This window comes from Vibrio splendidus (assembly GCF_003345295.1).
In the GTDB taxonomy this organism is placed as follows: Bacteria; Pseudomonadota; Gammaproteobacteria; order Enterobacterales; family Vibrionaceae; genus Vibrio; species Vibrio splendidus_K.
In genome coordinates this window covers 2,749,099-2,774,274 of record NZ_CP031055.1, presented here as the reverse complement: position 1 = coordinate 2,774,274, position 25,176 = coordinate 2,749,099, and the positions used below count along the sequence as shown (strand labels likewise).

The 25,176-nt window shown below is 45.9% G+C and carries 15 protein-coding genes, 16 tRNA genes and 6 rRNA genes; 14 read left to right on the top strand and 23 right to left on the bottom strand.

Annotated elements, in window-relative coordinates:
- The first annotated feature begins 17 nt into the window (after window positions 1–17).
- The 11 genes from DUN60_RS12245 to DUN60_RS12195 all read left to right on the top strand — a co-directional run bounded on the left by DUN60_RS12245 (window position 18) and on the right by DUN60_RS12195 (window position 10,619).
- A 23S ribosomal RNA gene (locus tag DUN60_RS12245) occupies window positions 18–2,911 on the top strand.
- A 95-nt stretch (window positions 2,912–3,006) separates the two neighbouring features.
- Window positions 3,007–3,122 (top strand): 5S ribosomal RNA (rrf, locus tag DUN60_RS12240).
- 425 nt (window positions 3,123–3,547) lie between these two features.
- A 16S ribosomal RNA gene (locus tag DUN60_RS12235) occupies window positions 3,548–5,102 on the top strand.
- Window positions 5,103–5,169: 67 nt separating this feature from the next.
- A tRNA-Ile gene (locus tag DUN60_RS12230) sits at window positions 5,170–5,246 on the top strand.
- A gap of 21 nt (window positions 5,247–5,267) precedes the next feature.
- Window positions 5,268–5,343: transfer RNA gene (locus DUN60_RS12225), tRNA-Ala, on the top strand.
- Between the two features lie 340 nt (window positions 5,344–5,683).
- Window positions 5,684–8,577, top strand: a 23S ribosomal RNA gene (locus tag DUN60_RS12220).
- A gap of 98 nt (window positions 8,578–8,675) precedes the next feature.
- Window positions 8,676–8,791 (top strand): 5S ribosomal RNA (gene rrf, locus DUN60_RS12215).
- Between the two features lie 72 nt (window positions 8,792–8,863).
- A tRNA-Thr gene (locus DUN60_RS12210) sits at window positions 8,864–8,940 on the top strand.
- 42 nt (window positions 8,941–8,982) lie between these two features.
- A 5S ribosomal RNA gene (rrf, locus tag DUN60_RS12205) occupies window positions 8,983–9,098 on the top strand.
- The 16S, 23S and 5S rRNA genes sit together here with 4 tRNA genes alongside, the layout of an rRNA operon.
- 30 nt (window positions 9,099–9,128) lie before the next feature.
- Window positions 9,129–9,205 (top strand) — tRNA-Asp (locus tag DUN60_RS12200).
- Between the two features lie 1,018 nt (window positions 9,206–10,223).
- The gene (locus DUN60_RS12195; RefSeq protein ID WP_017079303.1) at window positions 10,224–10,619 is read left to right on the top strand and encodes a DUF2391 family protein; all 396 of its coding nucleotides are present in this window, start codon (window positions 10,224–10,226) and stop codon (window positions 10,617–10,619) included.
- Between the two features lie 349 nt (window positions 10,620–10,968).
- Here DUN60_RS12195 and DUN60_RS12190 read toward each other — a convergent pair.
- From DUN60_RS12190 to mutY, 16 genes are all read right to left on the bottom strand, one after another.
- Window positions 10,969–11,044, bottom strand: a tRNA-Asn gene (locus tag DUN60_RS12190).
- A 29-nt stretch (window positions 11,045–11,073) separates the two neighbouring features.
- Window positions 11,074–11,149: transfer RNA gene (locus tag DUN60_RS12185), tRNA-Thr, on the bottom strand.
- A 36-nt stretch (window positions 11,150–11,185) separates the two neighbouring features.
- Window positions 11,186–11,261: transfer RNA gene (locus tag DUN60_RS12180), tRNA-Asn, on the bottom strand.
- 24 nt (window positions 11,262–11,285) lie between these two features.
- Window positions 11,286–11,361 (bottom strand) — tRNA-Thr (locus DUN60_RS12175).
- 56 nt (window positions 11,362–11,417) lie between these two features.
- A tRNA-Phe gene (locus DUN60_RS12170) sits at window positions 11,418–11,493 on the bottom strand.
- Window positions 11,494–11,728: 235 nt separating this feature from the next.
- Window positions 11,729–13,354 (bottom strand): methyl-accepting chemotaxis protein, encoded by a 1,626-nt coding sequence (locus tag DUN60_RS12165; protein WP_114634030.1) that lies wholly within the window; start codon window positions 13,352–13,354, stop codon window positions 11,729–11,731.
- Window positions 13,355–13,730: 376 nt separating this feature from the next.
- Window positions 13,731–13,806 (bottom strand) — tRNA-Asn (locus tag DUN60_RS12160).
- Between the two features lie 56 nt (window positions 13,807–13,862).
- Window positions 13,863–13,938 (bottom strand) — tRNA-Phe (locus DUN60_RS12155).
- A gap of 7 nt (window positions 13,939–13,945) precedes the next feature.
- Window positions 13,946–14,021, bottom strand: a tRNA-Thr gene (locus DUN60_RS12150).
- A 70-nt stretch (window positions 14,022–14,091) separates the two neighbouring features.
- Window positions 14,092–14,167, bottom strand: a tRNA-Asn gene (locus tag DUN60_RS12145).
- Between the two features lie 56 nt (window positions 14,168–14,223).
- Window positions 14,224–14,299, bottom strand: a tRNA-Phe gene (locus DUN60_RS12140).
- A gap of 7 nt (window positions 14,300–14,306) precedes the next feature.
- A tRNA-Thr gene (locus DUN60_RS12135) sits at window positions 14,307–14,382 on the bottom strand.
- Between the two features lie 74 nt (window positions 14,383–14,456).
- A tRNA-Phe gene (locus DUN60_RS12130) sits at window positions 14,457–14,532 on the bottom strand.
- Between the two features lie 103 nt (window positions 14,533–14,635).
- Complete coding sequence (gene mltC, locus DUN60_RS12125) at window positions 14,636–15,769, bottom strand: membrane-bound lytic murein transglycosylase MltC (protein ID WP_017084369.1); 1,134 nt, start codon at window positions 15,767–15,769, stop codon at window positions 14,636–14,638.
- 69 nt (window positions 15,770–15,838) lie between these two features.
- Complete coding sequence (locus DUN60_RS12120; RefSeq protein ID WP_004735465.1) at window positions 15,839–16,111, bottom strand: oxidative damage protection protein; 273 nt, start codon at window positions 16,109–16,111, stop codon at window positions 15,839–15,841.
- A gap of 28 nt (window positions 16,112–16,139) precedes the next feature.
- Window positions 16,140–17,201, bottom strand: a complete 1,062-nt coding sequence (mutY, locus tag DUN60_RS12115) for an A/G-specific adenine glycosylase (protein ID WP_114634029.1) — start codon at window positions 17,199–17,201, stop codon at window positions 16,140–16,142.
- Window positions 17,202–17,366: 165 nt separating this feature from the next.
- Between mutY and trmB the strand changes: the two genes are divergently transcribed.
- Together trmB and glsB are read left to right on the top strand one after the other, a co-directional pair.
- On the top strand, window positions 17,367–18,086 hold the full coding sequence (gene trmB, locus DUN60_RS12110; RefSeq protein WP_029222028.1) for a tRNA (guanosine(46)-N7)-methyltransferase TrmB: 720 nt from the start codon (window positions 17,367–17,369) through the stop codon (window positions 18,084–18,086).
- A 188-nt stretch (window positions 18,087–18,274) separates the two neighbouring features.
- A complete protein-coding gene (glsB, locus tag DUN60_RS12105; protein WP_009847707.1) occupies window positions 18,275–19,195 on the top strand; it encodes a glutaminase B in 921 nt (306 codons plus the stop codon).
- A gap of 61 nt (window positions 19,196–19,256) precedes the next feature.
- On the opposite strand, the gene hemW is transcribed toward glsB, so the two are convergent.
- The 7 genes from hemW to DUN60_RS12070 all read right to left on the bottom strand — a co-directional run bounded on the left by hemW (window position 19,257) and on the right by DUN60_RS12070 (window position 24,112).
- The gene (gene hemW, locus DUN60_RS12100; protein WP_114634028.1) at window positions 19,257–20,444 is read right to left on the bottom strand and encodes a radical SAM family heme chaperone HemW; all 1,188 of its coding nucleotides are present in this window, start codon (window positions 20,442–20,444) and stop codon (window positions 19,257–19,259) included.
- The gene (locus tag DUN60_RS12095) at window positions 20,444–21,043 is read right to left on the bottom strand and encodes an XTP/dITP diphosphatase (protein WP_114634027.1); all 600 of its coding nucleotides are present in this window, start codon (window positions 21,041–21,043) and stop codon (window positions 20,444–20,446) included. Before DUN60_RS12095 ends, hemW begins: the two co-directional genes overlap by 1 nt.
- 48 nt (window positions 21,044–21,091) lie before the next feature.
- On the bottom strand, window positions 21,092–21,523 hold the full coding sequence (locus tag DUN60_RS12090; RefSeq protein WP_004735472.1) for a DUF4426 domain-containing protein: 432 nt from the start codon (window positions 21,521–21,523) through the stop codon (window positions 21,092–21,094).
- Window positions 21,524–21,551: 28 nt separating this feature from the next.
- Window positions 21,552–21,842, bottom strand: a complete 291-nt coding sequence (gene yggU / locus DUN60_RS12085) for a DUF167 family protein YggU (protein WP_050621014.1) — start codon at window positions 21,840–21,842, stop codon at window positions 21,552–21,554.
- Between the two features lie 29 nt (window positions 21,843–21,871).
- Window positions 21,872–22,429: a YggT family protein gene (locus DUN60_RS12080; RefSeq protein WP_004735475.1), complete on the bottom strand. Its 558-nt coding sequence runs from the start codon at window positions 22,427–22,429 to the stop codon at window positions 21,872–21,874.
- A gap of 75 nt (window positions 22,430–22,504) precedes the next feature.
- Complete coding sequence (proC, locus tag DUN60_RS12075; protein WP_114634026.1) at window positions 22,505–23,323, bottom strand: pyrroline-5-carboxylate reductase; 819 nt, start codon at window positions 23,321–23,323, stop codon at window positions 22,505–22,507.
- 84 nt (window positions 23,324–23,407) lie between these two features.
- On the bottom strand, window positions 23,408–24,112 hold the full coding sequence (locus DUN60_RS12070; RefSeq protein WP_114634025.1) for a YggS family pyridoxal phosphate-dependent enzyme: 705 nt from the start codon (window positions 24,110–24,112) through the stop codon (window positions 23,408–23,410).
- Window positions 24,113–24,138: 26 nt separating this feature from the next.
- On the opposite strand from DUN60_RS12070, the gene DUN60_RS12065 reads away from it, so the two are divergent.
- Window positions 24,139–25,176 carry a type IV pilus twitching motility protein PilT gene (locus DUN60_RS12065; RefSeq protein WP_004735478.1) on the top strand — a complete coding sequence of 346 codons (1,038 nt, stop codon included), beginning with the start codon at window positions 24,139–24,141 and terminating at the stop codon, window positions 25,174–25,176.

The window sequence follows — 25,176 nt, the reverse complement described above, 5'->3', positions numbered from 1 at the left end:
ACCCTTTCGGGTTGTATGGTTAAGTGACTAAGCGTACACGGTGGATGCCTTGGCAGTCAGAGGCGATGAAAGGCGTAATAACTTGCGATAAGCCCAGATTAGGTAGTAATAACCTTTTGAGTCTGGGATTCCTGAATGGGGAAACCCACTTGCATAAGCAAGTATCCTGTTGTGAATACATAGCAACAGGAGGCAAACCGGGGGAACTGAAACATCTAAGTACCCCGAGGAAGAGAAATCAACCGAGATTCCGAAAGTAGCGGCGAGCGAAATTGGATTAGCCCTTAAGCTTTTAATGATGCAGGTGAAGAGTCTGGAAAGTCTCGCAATAAAGGGTGATAGCCCCGTAACCGACACATCATAATCAGTGAAAACGAGTAGGGCGGGACACGTGATATCCTGTCTGAATATGGGGGGACCATCCTCCAAGGCTAAATACTACTGACTGACCGATAGTGAACCAGTACCGTGAGGGAAAGGCGAAAAGAACCCCTGTGAGGGGAGTGAAATAGAACCTGAAACCGTGTACGTACAAGCAGTAGGAGCACCTTCGTGGTGTGACTGCGTACCTTTTGTATAATGGGTCAGCGACTTAATTTTAGTAGCAAGGTTAACCGTTTAGGGGAGCCGTAGGGAAACCGAGTCTTAACTGGGCGTACAGTTGCTAGGATTAGACCCGAAACCAGGTGATCTAGCCATGGGCAGGTTGAAGGTTGAGTAACATCAACTGGAGGACCGAACCGACTAATGTTGAAAAATTAGCGGATGACTTGTGGCTAGGGGTGAAAGGCCAATCAAACCTGGAGATAGCTGGTTCTCCCCGAAAGCTATTTAGGTAGCGCCTCGGACGAATACTACTGGGGGTAGAGCACTGTTAAGGCTAGGGGGTCATCCCGACTTACCAACCCTTTGCAAACTCCGAATACCAGTAAGTACTATCCGGGAGACACACGGCGGGTGCTAACGTCCGTCGTGGAGAGGGAAACAACCCAGACCGCCAGCTAAGGTCCCAAAGTATAGCTAAGTGGGAAACGATGTGGGAAGGCTCAGACAGCCAGGATGTTGGCTTAGAAGCAGCCATCATTTAAAGAAAGCGTAATAGCTCACTGGTCGAGTCGGCCTGCGCGGAAGATGTAACGGGGCTAAGCTATACACCGAAGCTGCGGCTACGTACCTTAGGGTATGTGGGGTAGGGGAGCGTTCTGTAAGCCGTTGAAGGTGGTCTGTAAGGGCTGCTGGAGGTATCAGAAGTGCGAATGCTGACATGAGTAACGATAAAGGGAGTGAAAAACTCCCTCGCCGGAAGACCAAGGGTTCCTGTCCAACGTTAATCGGGGCAGGGTAAGTCGACTCCTAAGGCGAGGCCGAAAGGCGTAGTCGATGGGAAACGGGTTAATATTCCCGTACTTCTTACAATTGCGATGGGGGGACGGAGAAGGCTAGGTGGGCCTGGCGACGGTTGTCCAGGTTCAAGTATGTAGGCGGAAAGTTTAGGTAAATCCGGACTTTCATTAACGCTGAGATACGATGTCGAGCTACTACGGTAGTGAAGTCATTGATGCCATGCTTCCAGGAAAAGCCTCTAAGCTTCAGATTGTAAGGAATCGTACCCCAAACCGACACAGGTGGTCGGGTAGAGAATACCAAGGCGCTTGAGAGAACTCGGGTGAAGGAACTAGGCAAAATGGTACCGTAACTTCGGGAGAAGGTACGCTCTTATCAGTGAAGTCCCTTGCGGATGGAGCAGACGAGAGTCGCAGATACCAGGTGGCTGCAACTGTTTATTAAAAACACAGCACTGTGCAAAATCGTAAGATGACGTATACGGTGTGACGCCTGCCCGGTGCCGGAAGGTTAATTGATGGGGTTAGACTTCGGTCGAAGCTCTTGATCGAAGCCCCGGTAAACGGCGGCCGTAACTATAACGGTCCTAAGGTAGCGAAATTCCTTGTCGGGTAAGTTCCGACCTGCACGAATGGCGTAATGATGGCCACGCTGTCTCCACCCGAGACTCAGTGAAATTGAAATCGCTGTGAAGATGCAGTGTACCCGCGGCTAGACGGAAAGACCCCGTGAACCTTTACTACAGCTTGGCACTGAACATTGAACCTACATGTGTAGGATAGGTGGGAGACTATGAAATTGCGTCGCTAGATGTGATGGAGTCGTCCTTGAAATACCACCCTTGTAGTTTTGATGTTCTAACGTTGGTCCCTGAATCGGGATTACGGACAGTGCCTGGTGGGTAGTTTGACTGGGGCGGTCTCCTCCCAAAGAGTAACGGAGGAGCACGAAGGTGGGCTAAACACGGTTGGACATCGTGTGGTTAGTGCAATGGCATAAGCCCGCTTGACTGCGAGAATGACAATTCGAGCAGGTGCGAAAGCAGGTCATAGTGATCCGGTGGTTCTGAATGGAAGGGCCATCGCTCAACGGATAAAAGGTACTCCGGGGATAACAGGCTGATACCGCCCAAGAGTTCATATCGACGGCGGTGTTTGGCACCTCGATGTCGGCTCATCACATCCTGGGGCTGAAGTCGGTCCCAAGGGTATGGCTGTTCGCCATTTAAAGTGGTACGCGAGCTGGGTTTAGAACGTCGTGAGACAGTTCGGTCCCTATCTGCCGTGGGCGTTGGAAAATTGAAAGGGGCTGCTCCTAGTACGAGAGGACCGGAGTGGACGAACCTCTGGTGTTCGGGTTGTCATGCCAATGGCATTGCCCGGTAGCTAAGTTCGGAATCGATAACCGCTGAAAGCATCTAAGCGGGAAGCGAGCCTTGAGATGAGTTTTCCCTGGCACTATAAGTGTCCTAAAGGGTTGTCGTAGACTACGACGTTGATAGGCAGGGTGTGTAAGTGCTGCGAGGCATTGAGCTAACCTGTACTAATTGCCCGTGAGGCTTAACCATACAACACCCAAGGGGTTTTGTGGACTCAAAGACAGACCTTGAATGCGTTTGAAGAGAAATAACTTTTAGATAAGCTTTCCGAATTTTAAAATTTGCTTGGCGACCATAGCATTGTGGACCCACCTGATTCCATGCCGAACTCAGAAGTGAAACACAATAGCGCCGATGGTAGTGTGGGGCTTCCCCATGTGAGAGTAGGACATCGCCAGGCTTTAATTTCGACTTTGTCTAGTTTCTAGACAAGTCACCATAGAGTTCTAAGTTTTCTTAGTATTTTATGTTGACTTTCAAAGTGGAAAGCGTATTATACGCGTCCTGCTTAAGTGCTAAGGCACTGAAAGCGTTCTCTTTTTAGAGAACACGCTCTTTAACAATTTAAACCTATCAATCTGTGTGGGCACTCGTTGATGAATATCAAAACGTTATTGGTTCTTTTTCGAAAGAGCGTAATAACAGTTACTTCGGTAACACAATGATTTCAATGAACTGAGTGACCAATACGTTTAACTACTTGTAGTTATTCGGCACAGTCAATTCATTACCATTCTGTTGGAATGGTAATAGCTTTAGAATTACATGTTCATGTTTACATGAATATTAGTTTTGAAGTCAGTATTCGTTGAGTCACAAAATCTTAAATTGAAGAGTTTGATCATGGCTCAGATTGAACGCTGGCGGCAGGCCTAACACATGCAAGTCGAGCGGAAACGACACTAACAATCCTTCGGGTGCGTTAATGGGCGTCGAGCGGCGGACGGGTGAGTAATGCCTAGGAAATTGCCTTGATGTGGGGGATAACCATTGGAAACGATGGCTAATACCGCATAATGCCTACGGGCCAAAGAGGGGGACCTTCGGGCCTCTCGCGTCAAGATATGCCTAGGTGGGATTAGCTAGTTGGTGAGGTAATGGCTCACCAAGGCGACGATCCCTAGCTGGTCTGAGAGGATGATCAGCCACACTGGAACTGAGACACGGTCCAGACTCCTACGGGAGGCAGCAGTGGGGAATATTGCACAATGGGCGAAAGCCTGATGCAGCCATGCCGCGTGTATGAAGAAGGCCTTCGGGTTGTAAAGTACTTTCAGTTGTGAGGAAGGGTGTGTAGTTAATAGCTGCATATCTTGACGTTAGCAACAGAAGAAGCACCGGCTAACTCCGTGCCAGCAGCCGCGGTAATACGGAGGGTGCGAGCGTTAATCGGAATTACTGGGCGTAAAGCGCATGCAGGTGGTTCATTAAGTCAGATGTGAAAGCCCGGGGCTCAACCTCGGAACTGCATTTGAAACTGGTGAACTAGAGTGCTGTAGAGGGGGGTAGAATTTCAGGTGTAGCGGTGAAATGCGTAGAGATCTGAAGGAATACCAGTGGCGAAGGCGGCCCCCTGGACAGACACTGACACTCAGATGCGAAAGCGTGGGGAGCAAACAGGATTAGATACCCTGGTAGTCCACGCCGTAAACGATGTCTACTTGGAGGTTGTGGCCTTGAGCCGTGGCTTTCGGAGCTAACGCGTTAAGTAGACCGCCTGGGGAGTACGGTCGCAAGATTAAAACTCAAATGAATTGACGGGGGCCCGCACAAGCGGTGGAGCATGTGGTTTAATTCGATGCAACGCGAAGAACCTTACCTACTCTTGACATCCAGAGAAGCCAGCGGAGACGCAGGTGTGCCTTCGGGAGCTCTGAGACAGGTGCTGCATGGCTGTCGTCAGCTCGTGTTGTGAAATGTTGGGTTAAGTCCCGCAACGAGCGCAACCCTTATCCTTGTTTGCCAGCGAGTAATGTCGGGAACTCCAGGGAGACTGCCGGTGATAAACCGGAGGAAGGTGGGGACGACGTCAAGTCATCATGGCCCTTACGAGTAGGGCTACACACGTGCTACAATGGCGCATACAGAGGGCAGCAAGCTAGCGATAGTGAGCGAATCCCAAAAAGTGCGTCGTAGTCCGGATTGGAGTCTGCAACTCGACTCCATGAAGTCGGAATCGCTAGTAATCGTGAATCAGAATGTCACGGTGAATACGTTCCCGGGCCTTGTACACACCGCCCGTCACACCATGGGAGTGGGCTGCAAAAGAAGTGGGTAGTTTAACCTTTCGGGGAGGACGCTCACCACTTTGTGGTTCATGACTGGGGTGAAGTCGTAACAAGGTAGCCCTAGGGGAACCTGGGGCTGGATCACCTCCTTATACGAAGATACTTACGATGAGTGTCCACACAGATTGATTAGGTTTAGAAAGTAAAAGAGACGATATTGGGTCTGTAGCTCAGCTGGTTAGAGCGCTCGCCTGATAAGCGGGAGGTCGGTGGTTCGAGTCCACTCAGACCCACCAATATCGACTAGATACAAAGATGGGGCTATAGCTCAGCTGGGAGAGCGCCTGCCTTGCACGCAGGAGGTCTGCGGTTCGATCCCGCATAGCTCCACCATCTTTAAGTGTTTTTATCTGAAAATATTTAAAAATGGTTTCGAAAGAAATCTAGCTCTTTAACAATTTGGAAAGCTGACTGATTGATTACTTACGAGTAATTCAATCAAGTTTAAAAGTTCTCAATGTTTATCTTTCATTAGATAAACACAACAAACACATTCAAGTGTCTTGTATTCGAATGATCAGAAATGATTGTTCATTTTTTGATTCTACTTTTTTTAAAAGTGGAAACAAAAAGTAAATTGAGTCCGGCAAACAGTCATTGAGAATTAACCCTTCTTGATGACAACCAAAAACCTTGGTTAGTTGCCATACACTAAGACCCTTTCGGGTTGTATGGTTAAGTGACTAAGCGTACACGGTGGATGCCTTGGCAGTCAGAGGCGATGAAAGGCGTAATAACTTGCGATAAGCCCAGATTAGGTAGTAATAACCTTTTGAGTCTGGGATTCCTGAATGGGGAAACCCACTTGCATAAGCAAGTATCCTGTTGTGAATACATAGCAACAGGAGGCAAACCGGGGGAACTGAAACATCTAAGTACCCCGAGGAAGAGAAATCAACCGAGATTCCGAAAGTAGCGGCGAGCGAAATTGGATTAGCCCTTAAGCTTTTAATGAGACAGACGAAGGCTCTGGAAAGTGCCGCAGTAAAGGGTGATAGCCCCGTAGTCGACATCTCATAATCAGTGAAAACGAGTAGGGCGGGACACGTGATATCCTGTCTGAATATGGGGGGACCATCCTCCAAGGCTAAATACTACTGACTGACCGATAGTGAACCAGTACCGTGAGGGAAAGGCGAAAAGAACCCCTGTGAGGGGAGTGAAATAGAACCTGAAACCGTGTACGTACAAGCAGTAGGAGCACCTTCGTGGTGTGACTGCGTACCTTTTGTATAATGGGTCAGCGACTTAATTTTAGTAGCAAGGTTAACCGTTTAGGGGAGCCGTAGGGAAACCGAGTCTTAACTGGGCGTACAGTTGCTAGGATTAGACCCGAAACCAGGTGATCTAGCCATGGGCAGGTTGAAGGTTGAGTAACATCAACTGGAGGACCGAACCGACTAATGTTGAAAAATTAGCGGATGACTTGTGGCTAGGGGTGAAAGGCCAATCAAACCTGGAGATAGCTGGTTCTCCCCGAAAGCTATTTAGGTAGCGCCTCGGACGAATACTACTGGGGGTAGAGCACTGTTAAGGCTAGGGGGTCATCCCGACTTACCAACCCTTTGCAAACTCCGAATACCAGTAAGTACTATCCGGGAGACACACGGCGGGTGCTAACGTCCGTCGTGGAGAGGGAAACAACCCAGACCGCCAGCTAAGGTCCCAAAGTATAGCTAAGTGGGAAACGATGTGGGAAGGCTCAGACAGCCAGGATGTTGGCTTAGAAGCAGCCATCATTTAAAGAAAGCGTAATAGCTCACTGGTCGAGTCGGCCTGCGCGGAAGATGTAACGGGGCTAAGCTATACACCGAAGCTGCGGCTACGTACCTTAGGGTATGTGGGGTAGGGGAGCGTTCTGTAAGCCGTTGAAGGTGGTCTGTAAGGGCTGCTGGAGGTATCAGAAGTGCGAATGCTGACATGAGTAACGATAAAGGGAGTGAAAAACTCCCTCGCCGGAAGACCAAGGGTTCCTGTCCAACGTTAATCGGGGCAGGGTAAGTCGACTCCTAAGGCGAGGCCGAAAGGCGTAGTCGATGGGAAACGGGTTAATATTCCCGTACTTCTTACAATTGCGATGGGGGGACGGAGAAGGCTAGGTGGGCCTGGCGACGGTTGTCCAGGTTCAAGTATGTAGGCGGAAAGTTTAGGTAAATCCGGACTTTCATTAACGCTGAGATACGATGTCGAGCTACTACGGTAGTGAAGTCATTGATGCCATGCTTCCAGGAAAAGCCTCTAAGCTTCAGATTGTAAGGAATCGTACCCCAAACCGACACAGGTGGTCGGGTAGAGAATACCAAGGCGCTTGAGAGAACTCGGGTGAAGGAACTAGGCAAAATGGTACCGTAACTTCGGGAGAAGGTACGCTCTTATCAGTGAAGTCCCTTGCGGATGGAGCAGACGAGAGTCGCAGATACCAGGTGGCTGCAACTGTTTATTAAAAACACAGCACTGTGCAAAATCGTAAGATGACGTATACGGTGTGACGCCTGCCCGGTGCCGGAAGGTTAATTGATGGGGTTAGACTTCGGTCGAAGCTCTTGATCGAAGCCCCGGTAAACGGCGGCCGTAACTATAACGGTCCTAAGGTAGCGAAATTCCTTGTCGGGTAAGTTCCGACCTGCACGAATGGCGTAATGATGGCCACGCTGTCTCCACCCGAGACTCAGTGAAATTGAAATCGCTGTGAAGATGCAGTGTACCCGCGGCTAGACGGAAAGACCCCGTGAACCTTTACTACAGCTTGGCACTGAACATTGAACCTACATGTGTAGGATAGGTGGGAGACTATGAAATTGCGTCGCTAGATGTGATGGAGTCGTCCTTGAAATACCACCCTTGTAGTTTTGATGTTCTAACGTTGGTCCCTGAATCGGGATTACGGACAGTGCCTGGTGGGTAGTTTGACTGGGGCGGTCTCCTCCCAAAGAGTAACGGAGGAGCACGAAGGTGGGCTAAACACGGTTGGACATCGTGTGGTTAGTGCAATGGCATAAGCCCGCTTGACTGCGAGAATGACAATTCGAGCAGGTGCGAAAGCAGGTCATAGTGATCCGGTGGTTCTGAATGGAAGGGCCATCGCTCAACGGATAAAAGGTACTCCGGGGATAACAGGCTGATACCGCCCAAGAGTTCATATCGACGGCGGTGTTTGGCACCTCGATGTCGGCTCATCACATCCTGGGGCTGAAGTCGGTCCCAAGGGTATGGCTGTTCGCCATTTAAAGTGGTACGCGAGCTGGGTTTAGAACGTCGTGAGACAGTTCGGTCCCTATCTGCCGTGGGCGTTGGAAAATTGAAAGGGGCTGCTCCTAGTACGAGAGGACCGGAGTGGACGAACCTCTGGTGTTCGGGTTGTCATGCCAATGGCATTGCCCGGTAGCTAAGTTCGGAATCGATAACCGCTGAAAGCATCTAAGCGGGAAGCGAGCCTTGAGATGAGTTTTCCCTGGCACTATAAGTGTCCTAAAGGGTTGTCGTAGACTACGACGTTGATAGGCAGGGTGTGTAAGTGCTGCGAGGCATTGAGCTAACCTGTACTAATTGCCCGTGAGGCTTAACCATACAACACCCAAGGGGTTTTGTGGACTCAGATGTACCAGACCTTGAATGCGTTTGAAGAGAAATAACTTTTAGATAAGCTTTCCGAATTTTAAAATTTGCTTGGCGACCATAGCATTGTGGACCCACCTGATTCCATGCCGAACTCAGAAGTGAAACACAATAGCGCCGATGGTAGTGTGGGGTTTCCCCATGTGAGAGTAGGACATCGCCAGGCTCCAAATTTATTTTCACTTTTTAAAAGTGAAGACAAAAGTTTTCAGAATCGTTTTTAAACGACTCCTGAATTGCTGATATAGCTCAGCCCGGTAGAGCGCACCCTTGGTAAGGGTGAGGTCCCCAGTTCGAGTCTGGGTATCAGCACCACTATTTAGTTGATTTGATTAATCAAATTGACAACAGAATTTGTTTGACGACCATAGCATTGTGGACCCACCTGATTCCATGCCGAACTCAGAAGTGAAACACAATAGCGCCGATGGTAGTGTGGGGTTTCCCCATGTGAGAGTAGGACATCGTCAGGCTTAAATTGCATTATGCTGAATAGACACTGCGGAGTGGTAGTTCAGTTGGTTAGAATACCGGCCTGTCACGCCGGGGGTCGCGGGTTCGAGTCCCGTCCACTCCGCCATTTATTTAGAAGCCTCGCTAGAAATAGCGGGGCTTTTTTACATCTAAATTATAGTGCTTCGCCCTTCCATCTAATGACTTCCACATAAGGCTTCCCGTACCCCATAACTCTTAGCCAACGCGTCCCCATTATTCCGTCATTTATCAGAAATCCCAATCCTACGACTAGAATCACATCATTTCTGATTCCAATTGTGGTTTGACACAAGAAAGGCTTCAAACGCATGCAGCTCTTTAAGCTTACTGATCAAATACTCTAGCCATACGACGTTGTAAGTTAGGTTAATGAGACTGTTCTGACTCAGCGCCCCTATTCAATACCTGAAACCATACAAGCATTACAACTCACCCCGCTTGCTCAGTGCTTGGAGCCTTCCTCAAGTATTAGTTAATAGATCTTCGTCTAGGAAACCTGACTTCTGGCCTATCAGTGAATCTAGAGGATAGCCTAATGTGTAATTAGGACTCCATCATCGAGAGGATTTTGCTAAGAACGCTAGAGTCCTTAATAAGTAGACTTAATAGCTCTTGTTATGCATTGAGCTTAAATCACTCTCGATAGCATTAAGCACTTTGTTCGAAGCATTTTAAAGGGTGAAAGCGGACTAGATTCAGTTTGAAGGTGAGAGTCGCTAGACTGAGCTCCCCAAGTGATGCCGGAAGGATATATAAGCTAAGAAATAGAGTATCCCTCGATCCGTGCAGTGATGTTTATCACCCAACTGATTGAGATTTTCTGGTTCTAGGCACTAGTATCTTAGGATGTTTACCGGTCTCTCTTCGATTCTGATGTGCTTGTCGACTCGATATGAATTAGTTGTTTTGACAGCTTTTACTCTGAACATATTGATCTCTTGCTAGTTAGTTCAAGCTATGTTTAGGTTATTACGACTAATATTAAGCTAAGAAGTGTCATTTCTGTTGCTTGGTAAGAATAGAAAATTCCCCAAATCATCGGCGGATAATTTTGTGATTATTTTAAAAAATAGATAAAGCCTTAAAACCTAATGGGTCGAACTATGAAATTAAGCTTTAACTTTGAAGATGCCAGCCAGATCTTTGTTGGATCTTTTGCTTTGGCCGTGCCGATTTCTTTTTCTGAGGAAGCCTGGAAGTTAGGGGAGACTTTGCCTACAGCTAACTTGCTGTTGTTGTTTCTATTGTCTGCTGTATTCCTGGGCTTTTACACGTATGAGAGTGTATTTCAGAAAGATATTGTCGCTCGGTTGCCAGTGTTTATTTTCAGAATTGTTATTGCTTATGTGATGACTGCATTGGTTGTTGCTTTGGTGCTGACTTGTTTGGACAAGCTTCCTTTATTAAGCGATCCAATTGTATCTATCAAAAGGGTAATTGTTATTTCTATGCCAGCGTCTATGGGAGCGATTGTAGTGGATAGTTTCGATAAAGAGTGAGTCGTGTGTCATTTCAATTTAAGCAACCAACAGAGCCTTTCTAGAGCTTATTTGAATTCATTATTTAGCTTTTAATTCCCGCCCCCATTACGACTAGAATTTCTCAGCAGAGCACTTCTATAGATAACGAAAGTAGCCCTTCGTGATGACTGGCTTCTTGCAAGAGTGACAAGTTTGTTCTTGTGATAGCTTGAGCGGAATTAAAGAGAAAAGTCTGATTGCTTTAGAAGAGCATTAAAAGTGTTGGTTTTCGAATTAAATGAGGTAGTAAAAGGTGAGTAGACTGGTATGGATGAGTTCGGATCTTTAAATGCAAAAAGGCCGCATCAATGATGCGGCCTTTTCTAATTGGCTCCCCTTGCAAGACTTGAACTTGCGACATACGGATTAACAGTCCGCCGTTCTACCAACTGAACTAAAGGGGAATTGATTGTTTAGTCTCTAATCAAGAGAATGGTGCCGACTACCGGAATCGAACTGGTGACCTACTGATTACAAGTCAGTTGCTCTACCTACTGAGCTAAGTCGGCATCATGAATCAAAAAGCTTATGCTTGATGATTAACTTGGCTCCCCTTGCAAGACTTGAACTTGCGACATACGGATTAACAGTCCGCCGTTCTACCAACTGAACTAAAGGGGAATTATTCTTAAAGCTTTAAAGAAATGGTGCCGACTACCGGAGTCGAACTGGTGACCTACTGATTACAAGTCAGTTGCTCTACCTACTGAGCTAAGTCGGCACATAATATTTCTTTGTGCTTTACTGTTGTTGTCTAGGACACCAACAAATAAATTGTGGTGCCCGGAGGCGGAATCGAACCACCGACACGAGGATTTTCAATCCTCTGCTCTACCGACTGAGCTATCCGGGCGACGAGGTGTATTAAACGTGTTTTCGCGTTCTGGGTCAACATTAAATTGCAAAAAAAGTATCGTTTGATGTTTTTCTATACTTAGTGGATTGTTTTTGTTCGTTTGGGGCTAAAAACCTAGGTCTAGCATGCTCTAAAAGATACTGAAACTACGGTTAACTGGACGGAATAGGCACCGAAACAAAAAAAGCACGTATGAAAACGTGCTTTTGTATTTAAGAATTTACTCGAGAGTTTAGTGTTTTACTTCAAACCTATTAACCCAAGCTTCTAATTCGTTAGAAAGGGAGGCGAGAGTTTGAGTGCTGTTATGACTTTCTGTCACCACATTACTCAGTTGGTTGCCACTTTCTTCGATCATATTGATACGCTTCGAAATATCGTCACTCACCTGAGTCTGCTCAGCGGCGGCTGTCGCGATTTGATGACTCATCGATGAAATAGACTCTAATGCGATAACAATCTGTTGTAGAGCTTCAGAGGCATTCTGGGACTCTGTTACGGTGCTTTCACTGGTCGTCGCACACACTTCCATAGTTTTTATTGCGTTACGAGAGCCTTCTTGAAGGTTATTGATCATTAGTTGGATTTCTTTCGTGCTTGATTGTGTTCGACCTGCAAGGTTACGAACCTCATCAGCCACAACCGCAAATCCGCGGCCTTGTTCACCAGCGCGCGCAGCTTCAATTGCCGCATTTAGCGCTAGAAGGTTAGTTTGTTCTGCAATATCACCGATGACGTCTAAGACCTTAACGATGTTATGTACATCGCTATCTAGGTTAGCGACGGCTTCACTGGCCGTTCCTAGTTGGCCTGCTAGACCTTGAATGTTATCTACCGTGTTGTGAATTAACTGCTGCGTATGTTGGCTCTGTTTATCAGCTTCGTCAGTATTACGCGCAGTATCACCCGCTGAATCAGCAACATTGTTGGCTGAAGAGGCCATCTCGGTCATTGCTGTTGCGATCATCTCTGTTGATTGCTGTTGTGTTTCTGTTAGCTGAGCAATTGCCCCAGCACGATCTTCTACGCGCTGCAGTTCGCCCCTTAATGCCAGCATTGATGCATTAAGGTTTGAGACCAGCTCGGCTAACGACTTACTCATTTGTTGCACGGCATGATAAATACTGCCGTTTATCGCCTGAGTCTCGAAAGAGGTTTGAATACGGCCTTCTGCGACTGCTTGTACTGCTTCTCTTACATCTTTAGGCTCGCCGCCAAGAAGCGTTAACATGCGTTTAATGGATACAATTAGGCTTGATAAAATAAGGCCAGCAATCACGACACATAGAAACAATTGCCATTGAGCCGTTGACCAGAAACGCGCGTTAACTTCATTGAAGCCGATACCTGTGCCGACAACCCAACCCCAATGCGGGGTCTTCTCTGCAATAGACAGTTTTTCTTCAATCGTTCCGTCTGGAAGCTTTTGTGTCCAGGTGTACTCAATGATCTGGCCAGTGCGATTGCCAAGTACTCGTTGAATGAGTTGGCCAACACTGTTTCCATCACCGTCTCTAAAATCATTAAAGCTAGTTCCGTGTAGTTGTGGATCTAGAGGTGTAGCAACAAACGTCATGTTTTCATCCGCAACATAAACGTATTCATTGTCTTTATAAATGTTGTTACGTAGTAGGCGAGTAGCAAGTTGTTTGGCCTGTTGCTCTTCTAGAGTGCCATCAATAGCCATTTTTTCGACTTCAGTAAGAATGCTGTATGCGCTCTTAAATAGCTCTGTCACACGAGCTTTGTTGTCCATGTTACTAGCGACTCTCAAGGTCCATAAACCAGTAGCAGTTAGCGCCAGCAGAGCGATCAAGATGATGCCCGATAATAAGTAAGCTTGCGTTTTTAATTTCATATTTTCCTGCGTAGCGATTCAATAATTAGTATTAGATATAATTTATCGAATCTTAATCTAAGTCGTGTAGAGCAGATATCAGAAAGATATCAAAACATGATGGAGATTAAATTTACGAAGCAAAAAAAGTAACAGCTTGCCATGCTGTTTATTTTCATGTGACGATACGCGGCTAAAGGTGCTTAATTTCAGAGGTGGTTTAGTTTGTATCGAGAGGGTTTGAACGAATTCAAGGATGGGTACTGTCGAGATAGGAAATGCTTTAACTTTATGGGGGTGATCAGGGCTTGATGTTGAGCTGGCGGCAATACTGAATAGAGTTAGCTTTTGCTCAAACGAAAAAAAGCCAAGTCTTTCGACTTGGCTTTCTTGAATGTGGCTCCCCTTGCAAGACTTGAACTTGCGACATACGGATTAACAGTCCGCCGTTCTACCAACTGAACTAAAGGGGAATTACTTGTCTTAACATCAGGTCTATAAAGACCATTATTTGTTAAGTACCAAATAATGGTGCCTCGAGGCGGAATCGAACCACCGACACGCGGATTTTCAATCCGCTGCTCTACCGACTGAGCTATCGAGGCAAAAGAATGGTGCCGACTACCGGAGTCGAACTGGTGACCTACTGATTACAAGTCAGTTGCTCTACCTACTGAGCTAAGTCGGCACACTAAATTCTTTGCTTTAGAGAGTAAACTCTCTAATTAAAACCTCATATAAAATGAAGTTCTTTAAAATGGCTCCCCTTGCAAGACTTGAACTTGCGACATACGGATTAACAGTCCGCCGTTCTACCAACTGAACTAAAGGGGAATTACTTGTCTCAACATCAGGTCTATAAAGACCATTATTTGTTAAGTACCAAATAATGGTGCCTCGAGGCGGAATCGAACCACCGACACGCGGATTTTCAATCCGCTGCTCTACCGACTGAGCTATCGAGGCAAAAGAATGGTGCCGACTACCGGAGTCGAACTGGTGACCTACTGATTACAAGTCAGTTGCTCTACCTACTGAGCTAAGTCGGCACACTAAATTCTTTATGCTTTTATTCGTGTTGCTACTCCCTGTTAAAGAGTAATGACACCAACAAATCAAATTGTGGTGCCCGGAGGCGGAATCGAACCACCGACACGAGGATTTTCAATCCTCTGCTCTACCGACTGAGCTATCCGGGCAACGGAGCGCTATTAAACGGATTTTCTGCATAACCGTCAACACCTTTTTTGAAAATAATTAAAAAAAACGTTCGTTAGTTGTTTTTTTATTCAAAAGTGAGGCTTACGTTTTACCTTGGTTAAAATCTTTCTTGAATTTTGTTACTTTTTCTAAGTATCGACGCGACTCTTTGTTTGGGTGTTTCTTTGTCAGTGCCCAGTAAGCTTGACTAGGTTGCAATGAGTTTAAGTCACGCATTGCCCGCTTTCTGTCCTTACTGAAGGTATTGAGTACCCCACCAGTGCCACCGTTGTATGCTGAGATCATGCTGTATTCGAGTGTGGTTGGGTGTTGCACGTCCTTCAAATAACGATTTTTAAGGATGTAAAAGTACGCAGTGCCTGCATCAATGTTGTTTTCTGGATTGAATAAGTACTCAGGACTCGGCTCTCCTGGTTTCTTTTTGACAAGCTTAAAGACATCTCGACCTGCGGTTTTTGGGACTACCTGCATAAGTCCATAGGCATTCGCCCAACTTACAGCGTATGGGTTAAAACTGCTTTCTGTTTTGATGATCGCGTAAATCAAGTCTTCAGGAATGTCATAACGTTGAGATGCGCGACGAACGATATCTGCGTACTTATAGCTTCGTTTGCTGGCGTGATCGGCCACCATTGGAATTTCGACGTAATACGCTTTTTTAAAGTCGACTTCCTTAGTTTTTAAGTTATTGGCGATCAGGTAATCAGCAAACTTATTAGCGCGCCATGTCCATTGGATTGGCTTCTTATCCTGATCAACGACTTGGTTATAGAGGAAAGGCTGACCTTCTAACTTGATGCTTTTGGAAGAGAACAGATCGACATTTGCAGGATCATCTGGCGTTAAAAGTGTCGTCATTATTGCATTTTTGAGGTGCTTTTTAGGATCAGTTGAGGATACGGTTTCAACTGTGATTAGACCTTGGCTAAAGTTTACTTCCGAACGGCTCAAGTAATTATCTATGTATTTCACATAGTTACTCTTACCCGCCATCTTTACTTCACTGCTGCCCCAACGTTTTTGGATATTGCCAGAAAAGCTATTAATTAAAGAATCTAACGCCCCTGTGTCTTTTTCAAATTGACCGGGTAGCTCCGCTAAATTACTGACAAATCGGTTGGTTGGTTCGTAATTAACATCATAAATGCTTTCGACAAATTCACGACTGCAGCCAGTTAACAACATGGCTGTTAGGAAGTAACTTAGCTTTTTCATAGTTCCTCATACAAAAATGACATCGCAGCGTTAACCATGATGTCATTAAAATTTGCTTAAATAAATGTCTTATTCGCTTGGTGGAGTGTAGCCATCAATAACGACATCTTTACCTTCGAAAAGGAAGTTAACCATCTCAGTTTCAAGAAGTTTACGATGTTCAGGATCCATCATGTTTAGCTTCTTCTCATTGATAAGCATGGTTTGCTTGCTTTGCCATTGTCCCCAAGCTTCTTTAGAGATGTTGTCAAAGATACGCTTACCTAAGTCACCTGGGTAAAGTTGAAAATCTAGGCCTTCAGCATCTTTTTGAAGGCGAGCACAAAATACAGTGCGGCTCATAGTGGTTCCTCTTATCGCGTTCGTTGATTCAAACGTCGTCGTTCAGTTCAAAGGGTAGGCTCTCAATAAGCTGCTTTACAGGAGCGGCTAGGCCAATTTCTTCCGGTTTTGATAAGTTATACCAGAGACCTTTAGTCCCTTCCATTATCAAATCTGGTTGTTTATCTAATTTTACTAATACAGGCGTGATATCTAAGTGGTAGTGGCTGAAAGTATGTCGAAACGCAATCATAGTCTTGATCGAATCGGTTTCATTGTCTTTGATCGAACGAAGATCTAATTGATGTTCGATCTCTGCGTTTTCATTTTGAGGGAAACAGAATAACCCTCCCCAGATACCAGATTGAGGGCGTTGTTCGAGCCATACTTGATTGTTGTGGTACAGAATCACAAACCATGTTTCTTTTATTGGCTTTTCTTTCTTAGGCTTCTTACCAGGGAAATCGAGCTGTTTATCGAGCTTCTTAGCTTCACACATGTTTTCAATCGGGCATAAGGTACATTTAGGCTTGCTACGGGTACAAACCATCGCACCCATATCCATCATGGCTTGATTGTACTTATCAACATCTTGGTTGGGGGTGTGTGCTTCTGCGTGTTCCCACAGCTGATTTTCAACTTTCTTTTGCCCCGGCCAACCTTCTACTGCAAAGCTTCTCGCCAAGGTGCGTTTGACGTTGCCATCAAGAATTGCATGAGGAAGTTTATGCACAGAGGACAGCACTGCAGCGGCAGTAGAGCGCCCAATACCCGGTAGTGCGTTCATTTCTTCGATAGAAAGCGGAAATTCACCACCGTATTGCTCGGCAACAATCTTGGCAGCCTTGTGCAAGTTACGAGCTCGCGCGTAATAGCCAAGCCCTGTCCATAAGTGCAGCACTTCATCTTGCTCGGCATTCGCTAGGTCAATCACCGTTGGAAAGCGTTCTAAGAAGCGCTGGTAATATGGAATCACCGTGGCGACTTGAGTCTGCTGAAGCATGATTTCAGATAACCAAACGGTGTAGGCGGTTTTGTTTTGTTGCCAAGGTAATTCTTTACGCCCAAAGGCGTCATACCACTTTAATATGGCGGTTGCGAAAGGAGTCACGACATGCTCTATGCTTTGCTATTATTAGGAGTGAAATTGCACCACACTTACGGTTGGATGTAAAACAGACAAATTGTGTGGGAATTTATCCACGGAAAGACTTGCACCGGAGGCAATTCTTTGGATAATCCCCGCTTTGATTAATCAATGTGCAGGCAAAAATCAATGAGTGAAGTGACCACTAACGAATATACTGAAGACGGCAAACTGGTTCGTAAGATCCGTAGTTTTGTTCGCCGCGAAGGCCGCTTAACAAAAGGCCAAGAAAACGCGATGAACGAATGTTGGCCAACAATGGGTATCGACTACAATCCAGAACTTCTTAATTGGAAAGAAGTGTTTGGCAACGACAACCCTGTTGTACTAGAAATTGGCTTCGGTATGGGTGCATCACTAGTTGAAATGGCAAAGAACGCACCTGAGAAAAATTTCTTAGGTATTGAAGTTCACAGCCCAGGTGTTGGTGCGTGTTTAGGTACAGCTCGCGATGCTGGCGTAACTAACCTGCGTGTAATGTGTCATGATGCAGTTGAAGTATTTGAACACATGATCCCAGACAGCAGCCTGCATACACTGCAACTGTTCTTCCCTGACCCATGGCATAAAGCTCGTCACCACAAACGTCGTATTGTTAAGGCTGAGTTTGCAGAGATGGTTCGCGGTAAGCTGCAACTTGATACTGGTATTTTCCACATGGCAACAGACTGGGAAAACTACGCAGAACATATGATTGAAGTGATGAACGTAGCTCCAGGCTTCAAGAATATCGCTGAAGATGGGGATTACATTCCTCGTCCAGACGAGCGTCCATTGACTAAGTTTGAAGCGCGTGGCCACCGCTTAGGTCATGGTGTTTGGGACATTAAGTTCAAGCGTACTAAGTAATTCTGAATCAAATTAAGTGAAGGTGAATCCGACTTAGGATTTAAACCCTACACTTTATGGGATTGATTAAAGCCAACATTATTGTAATGTTGGCTTTTTTGTCCTTAGGCTTTTATTGCGATAAAGGTTTAAGGACAGAAAGTAATGTCACACTCCCTACAAAAATAACAATAAAGAAGTAAGCACACATGAAACCAACTCAAGCTATTTTGGCCGAGATTTTAGATGAAGTTCGCCCTTTAATTGGTCAGGGAAAGGTCGCAGATTATATTCCTGCATTGGCTCGTGTATCGAACCAGAAACTGGCGATTGCGGTATACACCAATGAAGGTGAAGTTATTCAAGCTGGCGATGCCGATGAAGCCTTTTCTGTGCAATCAATCTCTAAAGCTTTAAGCCTGACGTTGGCGATGGTGTTGTATAAGCCTGAAGAGATATGGCAGCGAGTAGGCAAGGAGCCTTCAGGACAAGCCTTTAACTCGATGATTCAGCTTGAGATGGAGCACGGCATCCCTCGTAATCCGTTTATTAATGCTGGCGCGATTGTCGTGGCTGACTTATTACAAAGCCGTCTATCAGCACCAAGACACCGTTTATTAGAATTTGTGCGTCAGCTATCAGGTGATACTCATATTGTGTATGACAAGGTTGTGGCAGCTTCTGAGATGATGCACAGCGATCGTAATGCTGCTATCGCTTATTTGATGCGTTCATTTGGTAATTTTGAGAACGATGTTATCCCCGTACTCAACAACTACTTTCATGCTTGTGCGCTTAAAATGACCTGTGTTGACTTGGCGAAAACCTTTAGCTACTTGGCGAACAAAGGTGTATCGGTTCAGACCAAGAAAGAGATCATCACGCCAGTTCAAACCAAACAGCTGAATGCTTTGCTTGCGACATGTGGTTTGTATGATGGGGCGGGAGAGTTTGCCTATCGTGTTGGTATGCCCGGAAAGTCTGGTGTCGGTGGCGGGATTATTGCAATTGTTCCTGGCGAAATGACGATCGCGGTGTGGTCTCCAGAACTGGACGCGTCGGGTAATTCACTGGCGGGAACTCAGGCTTTAGAATTGCTCTCTGAGCGAATTGGTCGTTCTATTTTCTAAGTTCTAAGCTCGACAAAAAAGCCTCTCGTGATGGGAGGCTTTTTGCATTCTAGCGTTCGAACTATTCGTCTTCTTCAGCCATAAACGCTTCAAGCAGATCATTTAGGAAGAGTTTTCCCTTTTCAGTGATCTGCCAATGGCTGTCGGTTTCATTAAGATAACCGAGCTCTTTGGCCCACTCTATCGTTGGCTGAATCGAATCAAACTCTAACCCTGTCGTATCAATGAAATCTTGTTTTGGACACGCTTCCATTAGCCTGAAGCGGTTCATGAAGAACTCAAAAGGGCGATCCTCGTTAGGGACTTCAAGTTCATCCGACAGATAGGGCTTCACCAGGTTCTGATACGCTGCTAGGTAGCCTCTAGGGTGTTTAACCTTAGTAGTGCGAACAATACGTCCATCTGCAAAGCTCAGCTTGCCATGAGAGCCACAGCCAATACCTAGGTAGTCACCAAAGCGCCAGTAGTTGAGATTATGCTGACACTGATATCCCGGCTTGCTGTAGCCTGAAATTTCGTATTGTACATAACCTGCGTCTGCGAGCTTCTTATGGCCCAAGTCGAAGATATCCCAAAGGTCATCATCGTCAGGTAGCTTTGGCGTTTTGTAATAGAACATGGTGTTAGGTTCTATTGTTAGCTGATACCAAGACAAATGTGGAGGATCGAGCTCGATGGCTTTGTCCAAATCAGCCAGGGCCTGATCAATGCTTTGATCGGGCAAGCCGTGCATTAGATCTAGGTTGAAGCTGTTCAATCCAATCTTATGCGCTAAATGAGCCGCATTCACTGCTTCATCTTGACCATGAATACGGCCAAGCCTTTCCAGTTTCTCTTGCTCAAAACTTTGTACGCCTACTGAGATTCGTGTGATGCCTGCCTTTTGGTAACCTGCGAAACGTTCAGCCTCTATGGTGCCTGGGTTGGCTTCCATGGTGATTTCTATTTCAGGTTTGAACGGGATGCGTTGTTCAATACCTTGTAGTAATCGACCTATTCCTTCTGGAGAAAATAGACTCGGCGTGCCGCCACCAATAAAGACCGAATGCAATGGGCGAGGTGCGCCATTGAGTTGGTATTTTTCGATATCGGTATCGAGATCCTCAAGCAGTGCATCGATGTACTCTTTTTCAGGAATCTCGGCTTTGAGAGCGTGAGAGTTAAAATCACAATACGGACACTTTTGTACACACCATGGGATGTGGACATAAAGGCTAAGTGCGGGTGGTATAAGCGCTGCATTGTGCATTACAGAGCTTGCTCCTTGAGAGTCTTGAATAATGACGCGAGGGCTTTACCACGGTGTGACAGTTGCTTCTTACGCGACGATTCAAGCTCGGCTGAGGCGCAGTTATCTTCTGGTACAAAGAATACAGGATCGTAGCCAAAGCCATTCTCACCGTGTTCTTCAGTCAGAATACGACCTTCCCATTTACCGTGACATACTAATGGAGTCGGATCGTTTTCGTGACGCATTAGCACCAATACACAGTGAAAACGAGCTGTGCGTTTTTCAACGTCGACACCTTGCATAGCATCTAACAGCTTTTTGATGTTCTGTTTATCAGTCGCCCCTTCACCTGAGTAACGCGCTGAGTAGATACCGGGTGCACCATTAAGGTAATCAACTTCTAAGCCAGAATCGTCTGCGATGGCTGGTAGCCCCGTCTCTTTCGCAGCGTGGCGAGCTTTGATGATGGCATTTTCAATGAAAGTTGTTCCCGTTTCAGCGACTTCTGAAACATTAAACTCATTTTGCGCGACAACGTCGAAACCAAACTCAGACAGAATATCTGCCATCTCGCGAACTTTGCCTTGGTTGCCTGTTGCTAAAACAATCTTACTCATGGGGATGTGGCTCTAATAAGTTAATGACTAGAAATGTGAGCTTTGAAGCTACTCTTCTATATAGAATTTTTGTGTGAAACGCAGTGGACCTGTGCCTTTCAAACCTGCGTTAACATCGATATTAAAAGTGATGTTTTCTTCGTGAGTGATAGGAAATTCAGCGAGGTAATAAATCGCATCGCCTTCCTTTATTTCACGGAAGTTAAGCGTACGAGTGTTACCTACTAGGTTTCTCGCTGTTCCCGTAATTTTAGCCGTTGTCGCAGGTTTTCCTAGGGAAGCGTTGTCTAGCACGCTGATGTTTAGAATCGCAGAGTATCCGTTTCGTTTCAGCTTATATTGCTTAGCGACCTGCGCAGTTAAAAACGTGGAATTGAAAGCCGAGTAATGAACCTCGACATCCTTGATACTTTTAAACTGTCCTGCCGAGCTTGGTAGGGCAATCAGAGCTGTGAGTAGTGCTGTTATCCATAGACGCATAATGACTCCAATAAATAGCAAAAAGCCATCATAGGATGGCTTTGACTTCAGTTGGGATCTGACTTGGTGAGCATATTCGAACTTGCTTATGCCGACCGAGCTCTCCCTTTTCTATCTTAATTTGCCCTTTCGCGACCTTAAATTGTTTCGCAAGGTATTTCGCTAAGTGAGCATTTGCTTTGCCATCAACCGGTGGTGCGGTAATGGCAATTTTTAGTTCCTCTCCGTGTAAGCCAACGATTTTATCGCGGCTTGCCTTGGGTTGGATATAGAGCCTAAGAAGAATATCGTCTTCTTCGGCCCAAGCTGCTTTTGGCATCGTCAAAGTACCTGATGTTCGTACTTGAACTATAGCTGATACCAAATAGGACCGATCATGTCGCCCATTAAGAAGTTCGCAAATTGCAGAACAATGAACAGAACCAGCACGCTTAGGTCGAAGCCACCCATATCAGGAAGGATACGGCGAATTGGCGTTAACATTGGTTCTGTTAACTGATGGAATACGTATTCGATTGGGCTACGGCCTTGGCTAACCCAGCTCAGGATTGCACGGATTAGCAGAACCCAGAAAATTAACCCACCAGCCGCTTTGAGCAGAGATAGTGCGCCAAAGATCAGGAAGCTGATATCAAATACAGCCGCACCGCCAGAGATAATCAAGTTTAGAGCGACGAACTTAAGTACACACAGCACATAAGCGAAGACAACAGTCGCAAGGTCAAGGCTTCCTATTGATGGAATCACTCGGCGTAGCGGGGCAACAACCGGTTGTGTCGCTTTTACGATAAATTGTGAGAATGGGTTGTAGAAATCTGCACGTGATGCTTGTAGCCAGATACGCAAGATCACAACCATGATGTAAAGATCAAAAACGGTCGAGATCAGAAAGCTCATCGAATTCATATTGTTTCCTTTTTCGGATTTACTTGCCGCTAGGTATAACCCGAACGGCACAATGCTTTTGTACTGTAACGAGTATTAAAACAGTTTTTCCATCTCTTCAGCTCGAGCAACCGCCGCTTGCATGGCTTTCGCTACGATGTCTGATAGTTGATGGTCGTTAAACGTGCGCAATGCTTCTGCGGTCGTTCCGCCTTTTGAAGTCACTTGCTCACGCAGTGTTGATAATTCAGTATTTGGATTCGCTACCACCATCTCTGCCGCGCCTAATGCAGATTGCTGCACTAATTTACGAGCGGTTTCTTGGTCAAAACCTTGGTTAATTGCTTCAGCTTGCATCGCTTCCATAAACAGGAAGAAGTAAGCCGGAGCACTCCCTGCAGCTGCAATGATGTTGTTGATACCAGACTCTTGTTCAACCCAGCTTACCTCACCTACGGCTTGCATTAGCTGAGAAGCGAACTCTTTATCGCCCTGACTAACCGTTGAGTCAGCATAAAGGCCACTCATCCCTTTACCAAGCAGTGATGGCGTGTTTGGCATAACACGCACAAGGTTCAGTTGGCAGTTTAACATCTCATTGAGTCGATTCGCATTAATACCGGCTGCAATTGAGATAACCAGTTTGTTGCTAAAGTCGATATCTTGTAAGGGTTTACATACATCAGCCATCATTTGTGGCTTCACGGATAACACAACAACGTCTGCTTGTTCTGCTGCGGCAATATTATCGCAGGTGGTATTGATGCCGTACTCTTGCTCTAACGGCAGCCTTCTGGTGTCTGAAGGCGCTGTTGCAGTAATCTTTTGCGCTGGGTAACCACTCGCCACTAAGCCCGCTACAATCGAGCGAACCATATTTCCCGCCCCAATAAAGGCGATGTTCTTATGTTCCATATATAAAATCCTGAGCGTGTCGCTGCGCGGTTAAAGCGAAGCGGTATCAATACTTATCGTCGACTTTTGGTCGCTGACTATTTGCTATTTTGCGTAATCACGAGCACCGAAAATAGCCGTTCCAATACGAACCATGGTGCTACCAGCCTCAACTGCTGCATCCATATCACCACTCATACCCATCGAAAGGGTATCGATGTTTGGATATTTCGCGGCTAGCTTTTGTTGAAGCTCTGCCAGTTGAGAAAATGCATTAAGCTGTGATTGATAGTCAGATACGTTTGCAGGAATCGACATCAATCCTCTTAACGTGAGGTTAGGGAGCGACGAAATCAACTCTGCGAGTGCAAAAACTGTCTCTTCTGACGTTCCTGACTTCGAATCTTCACCGCTGGTATTTACCTGAATGAGAACTTGTAGAGGTAAAAGCCCGCTTGGTCGCTGATCATTCAGCCTTTGCGCAATCTTATCGCGATCAACGGAATGCACCCACTGGAAGCTTTCTGCGATTGGACGAGTTTTATTGGACTGTATTGGACCAATAAAATGCCACTCTAAATTTAGGTTAGAATGTTGTTCTGAAAAGTGTTTTACTTTATCTACACCTTCTTGAACATAGTTTTCACCAAAGGCAACTTGGCCTCCGAGTGCGGCTTCTAGAATCGCATCAATAGGTTTAGTTTTGCTGACGGCTAAAAGTTGCACGGAGACTGGAGCTCGTCCGCACTTTTGCTCAGCACTACGAATCTGTGAGGTGATTTGTTCGATATTTTGTTGAATACTACTCATAGCTGACTTTACTTAAAGGAAAATAAATGGATATCACTGAGTTACTAGATTTTAGTGTAAAGCATAACGCGTCAGATCTACATCTTTCTGCGGGTGTATCTCCAATGGTACGTATAGATGGTGAAGTAAGGAAGCTTGGAATACCAGCTTTGAGCCATGCTGATGTGCATCGTTTGGTTTTTGAGATCATGAGTGATTCACAACGCGGTGAATTTGAAGAAAAACTGGAAGTCGACTTCTCTTTTGAATTACCCAACGTTGGTCGTTTCCGTGTTAATGCTTTTAACCAATCTCGTGGCTGCTCTGCTGTGTTTCGTACCATTCCAGTAGAGATTCCCACCCTTGAACAGCTAGGGGCTCCTGAGATATTTGAAAGAATATCTAATTACGAAAAAGGTCTAGTATTGGTCACTGGGCCCACTGGTTCAGGTAAGTCGACAACTTTGGCTGCGATGGTGGACTATGTTAACCGTAACCATAATAAGCATATATTGACGATTGAAGATCCGATCGAATTTGTTCATACCAACAACAAATGCCTAATCAATCAACGAGAAGTGCACCGCGACACTCACAGCTTCAAAGCGGCGTTGCGTAGTGCGTTACGTGAAGATCCCGACGTAATCCTTGTGGGTGAACTTCGTGACCAAGAGACGATTAGCTTAGCGCTAACCGCAGCAGAAACGGGTCACTTAGTTTTTGGTACTTTGCACACGAGCTCTGCGGCAAAAACCATAGACCGTATTATCGATGTATTCCCGGGGAGCGACAAAGACATGGTGCGTTCAATGCTATCTGAATCGTTACGTTCGGTGATTGCCCAAAAGCTGTTAAAGCGTGTCGGTGGCGGTCGTGTGGCTTGTCATGAAATCATGATGGCGACACCTGCGATCAGAAACTTGATCCGTGAAGATAAGGTCGCGCAGATGTATTCGATTATTCAAACGGGCGCGGCACATGGTATGCAGACCATGGAGCAAAATGCGAAGCAGTTGATGGCTCAAGGCCTGGTTGATTCAGAAGAGGTCGAGAAAAAGATCGAAATTGAAACCTCAATGTTTTAA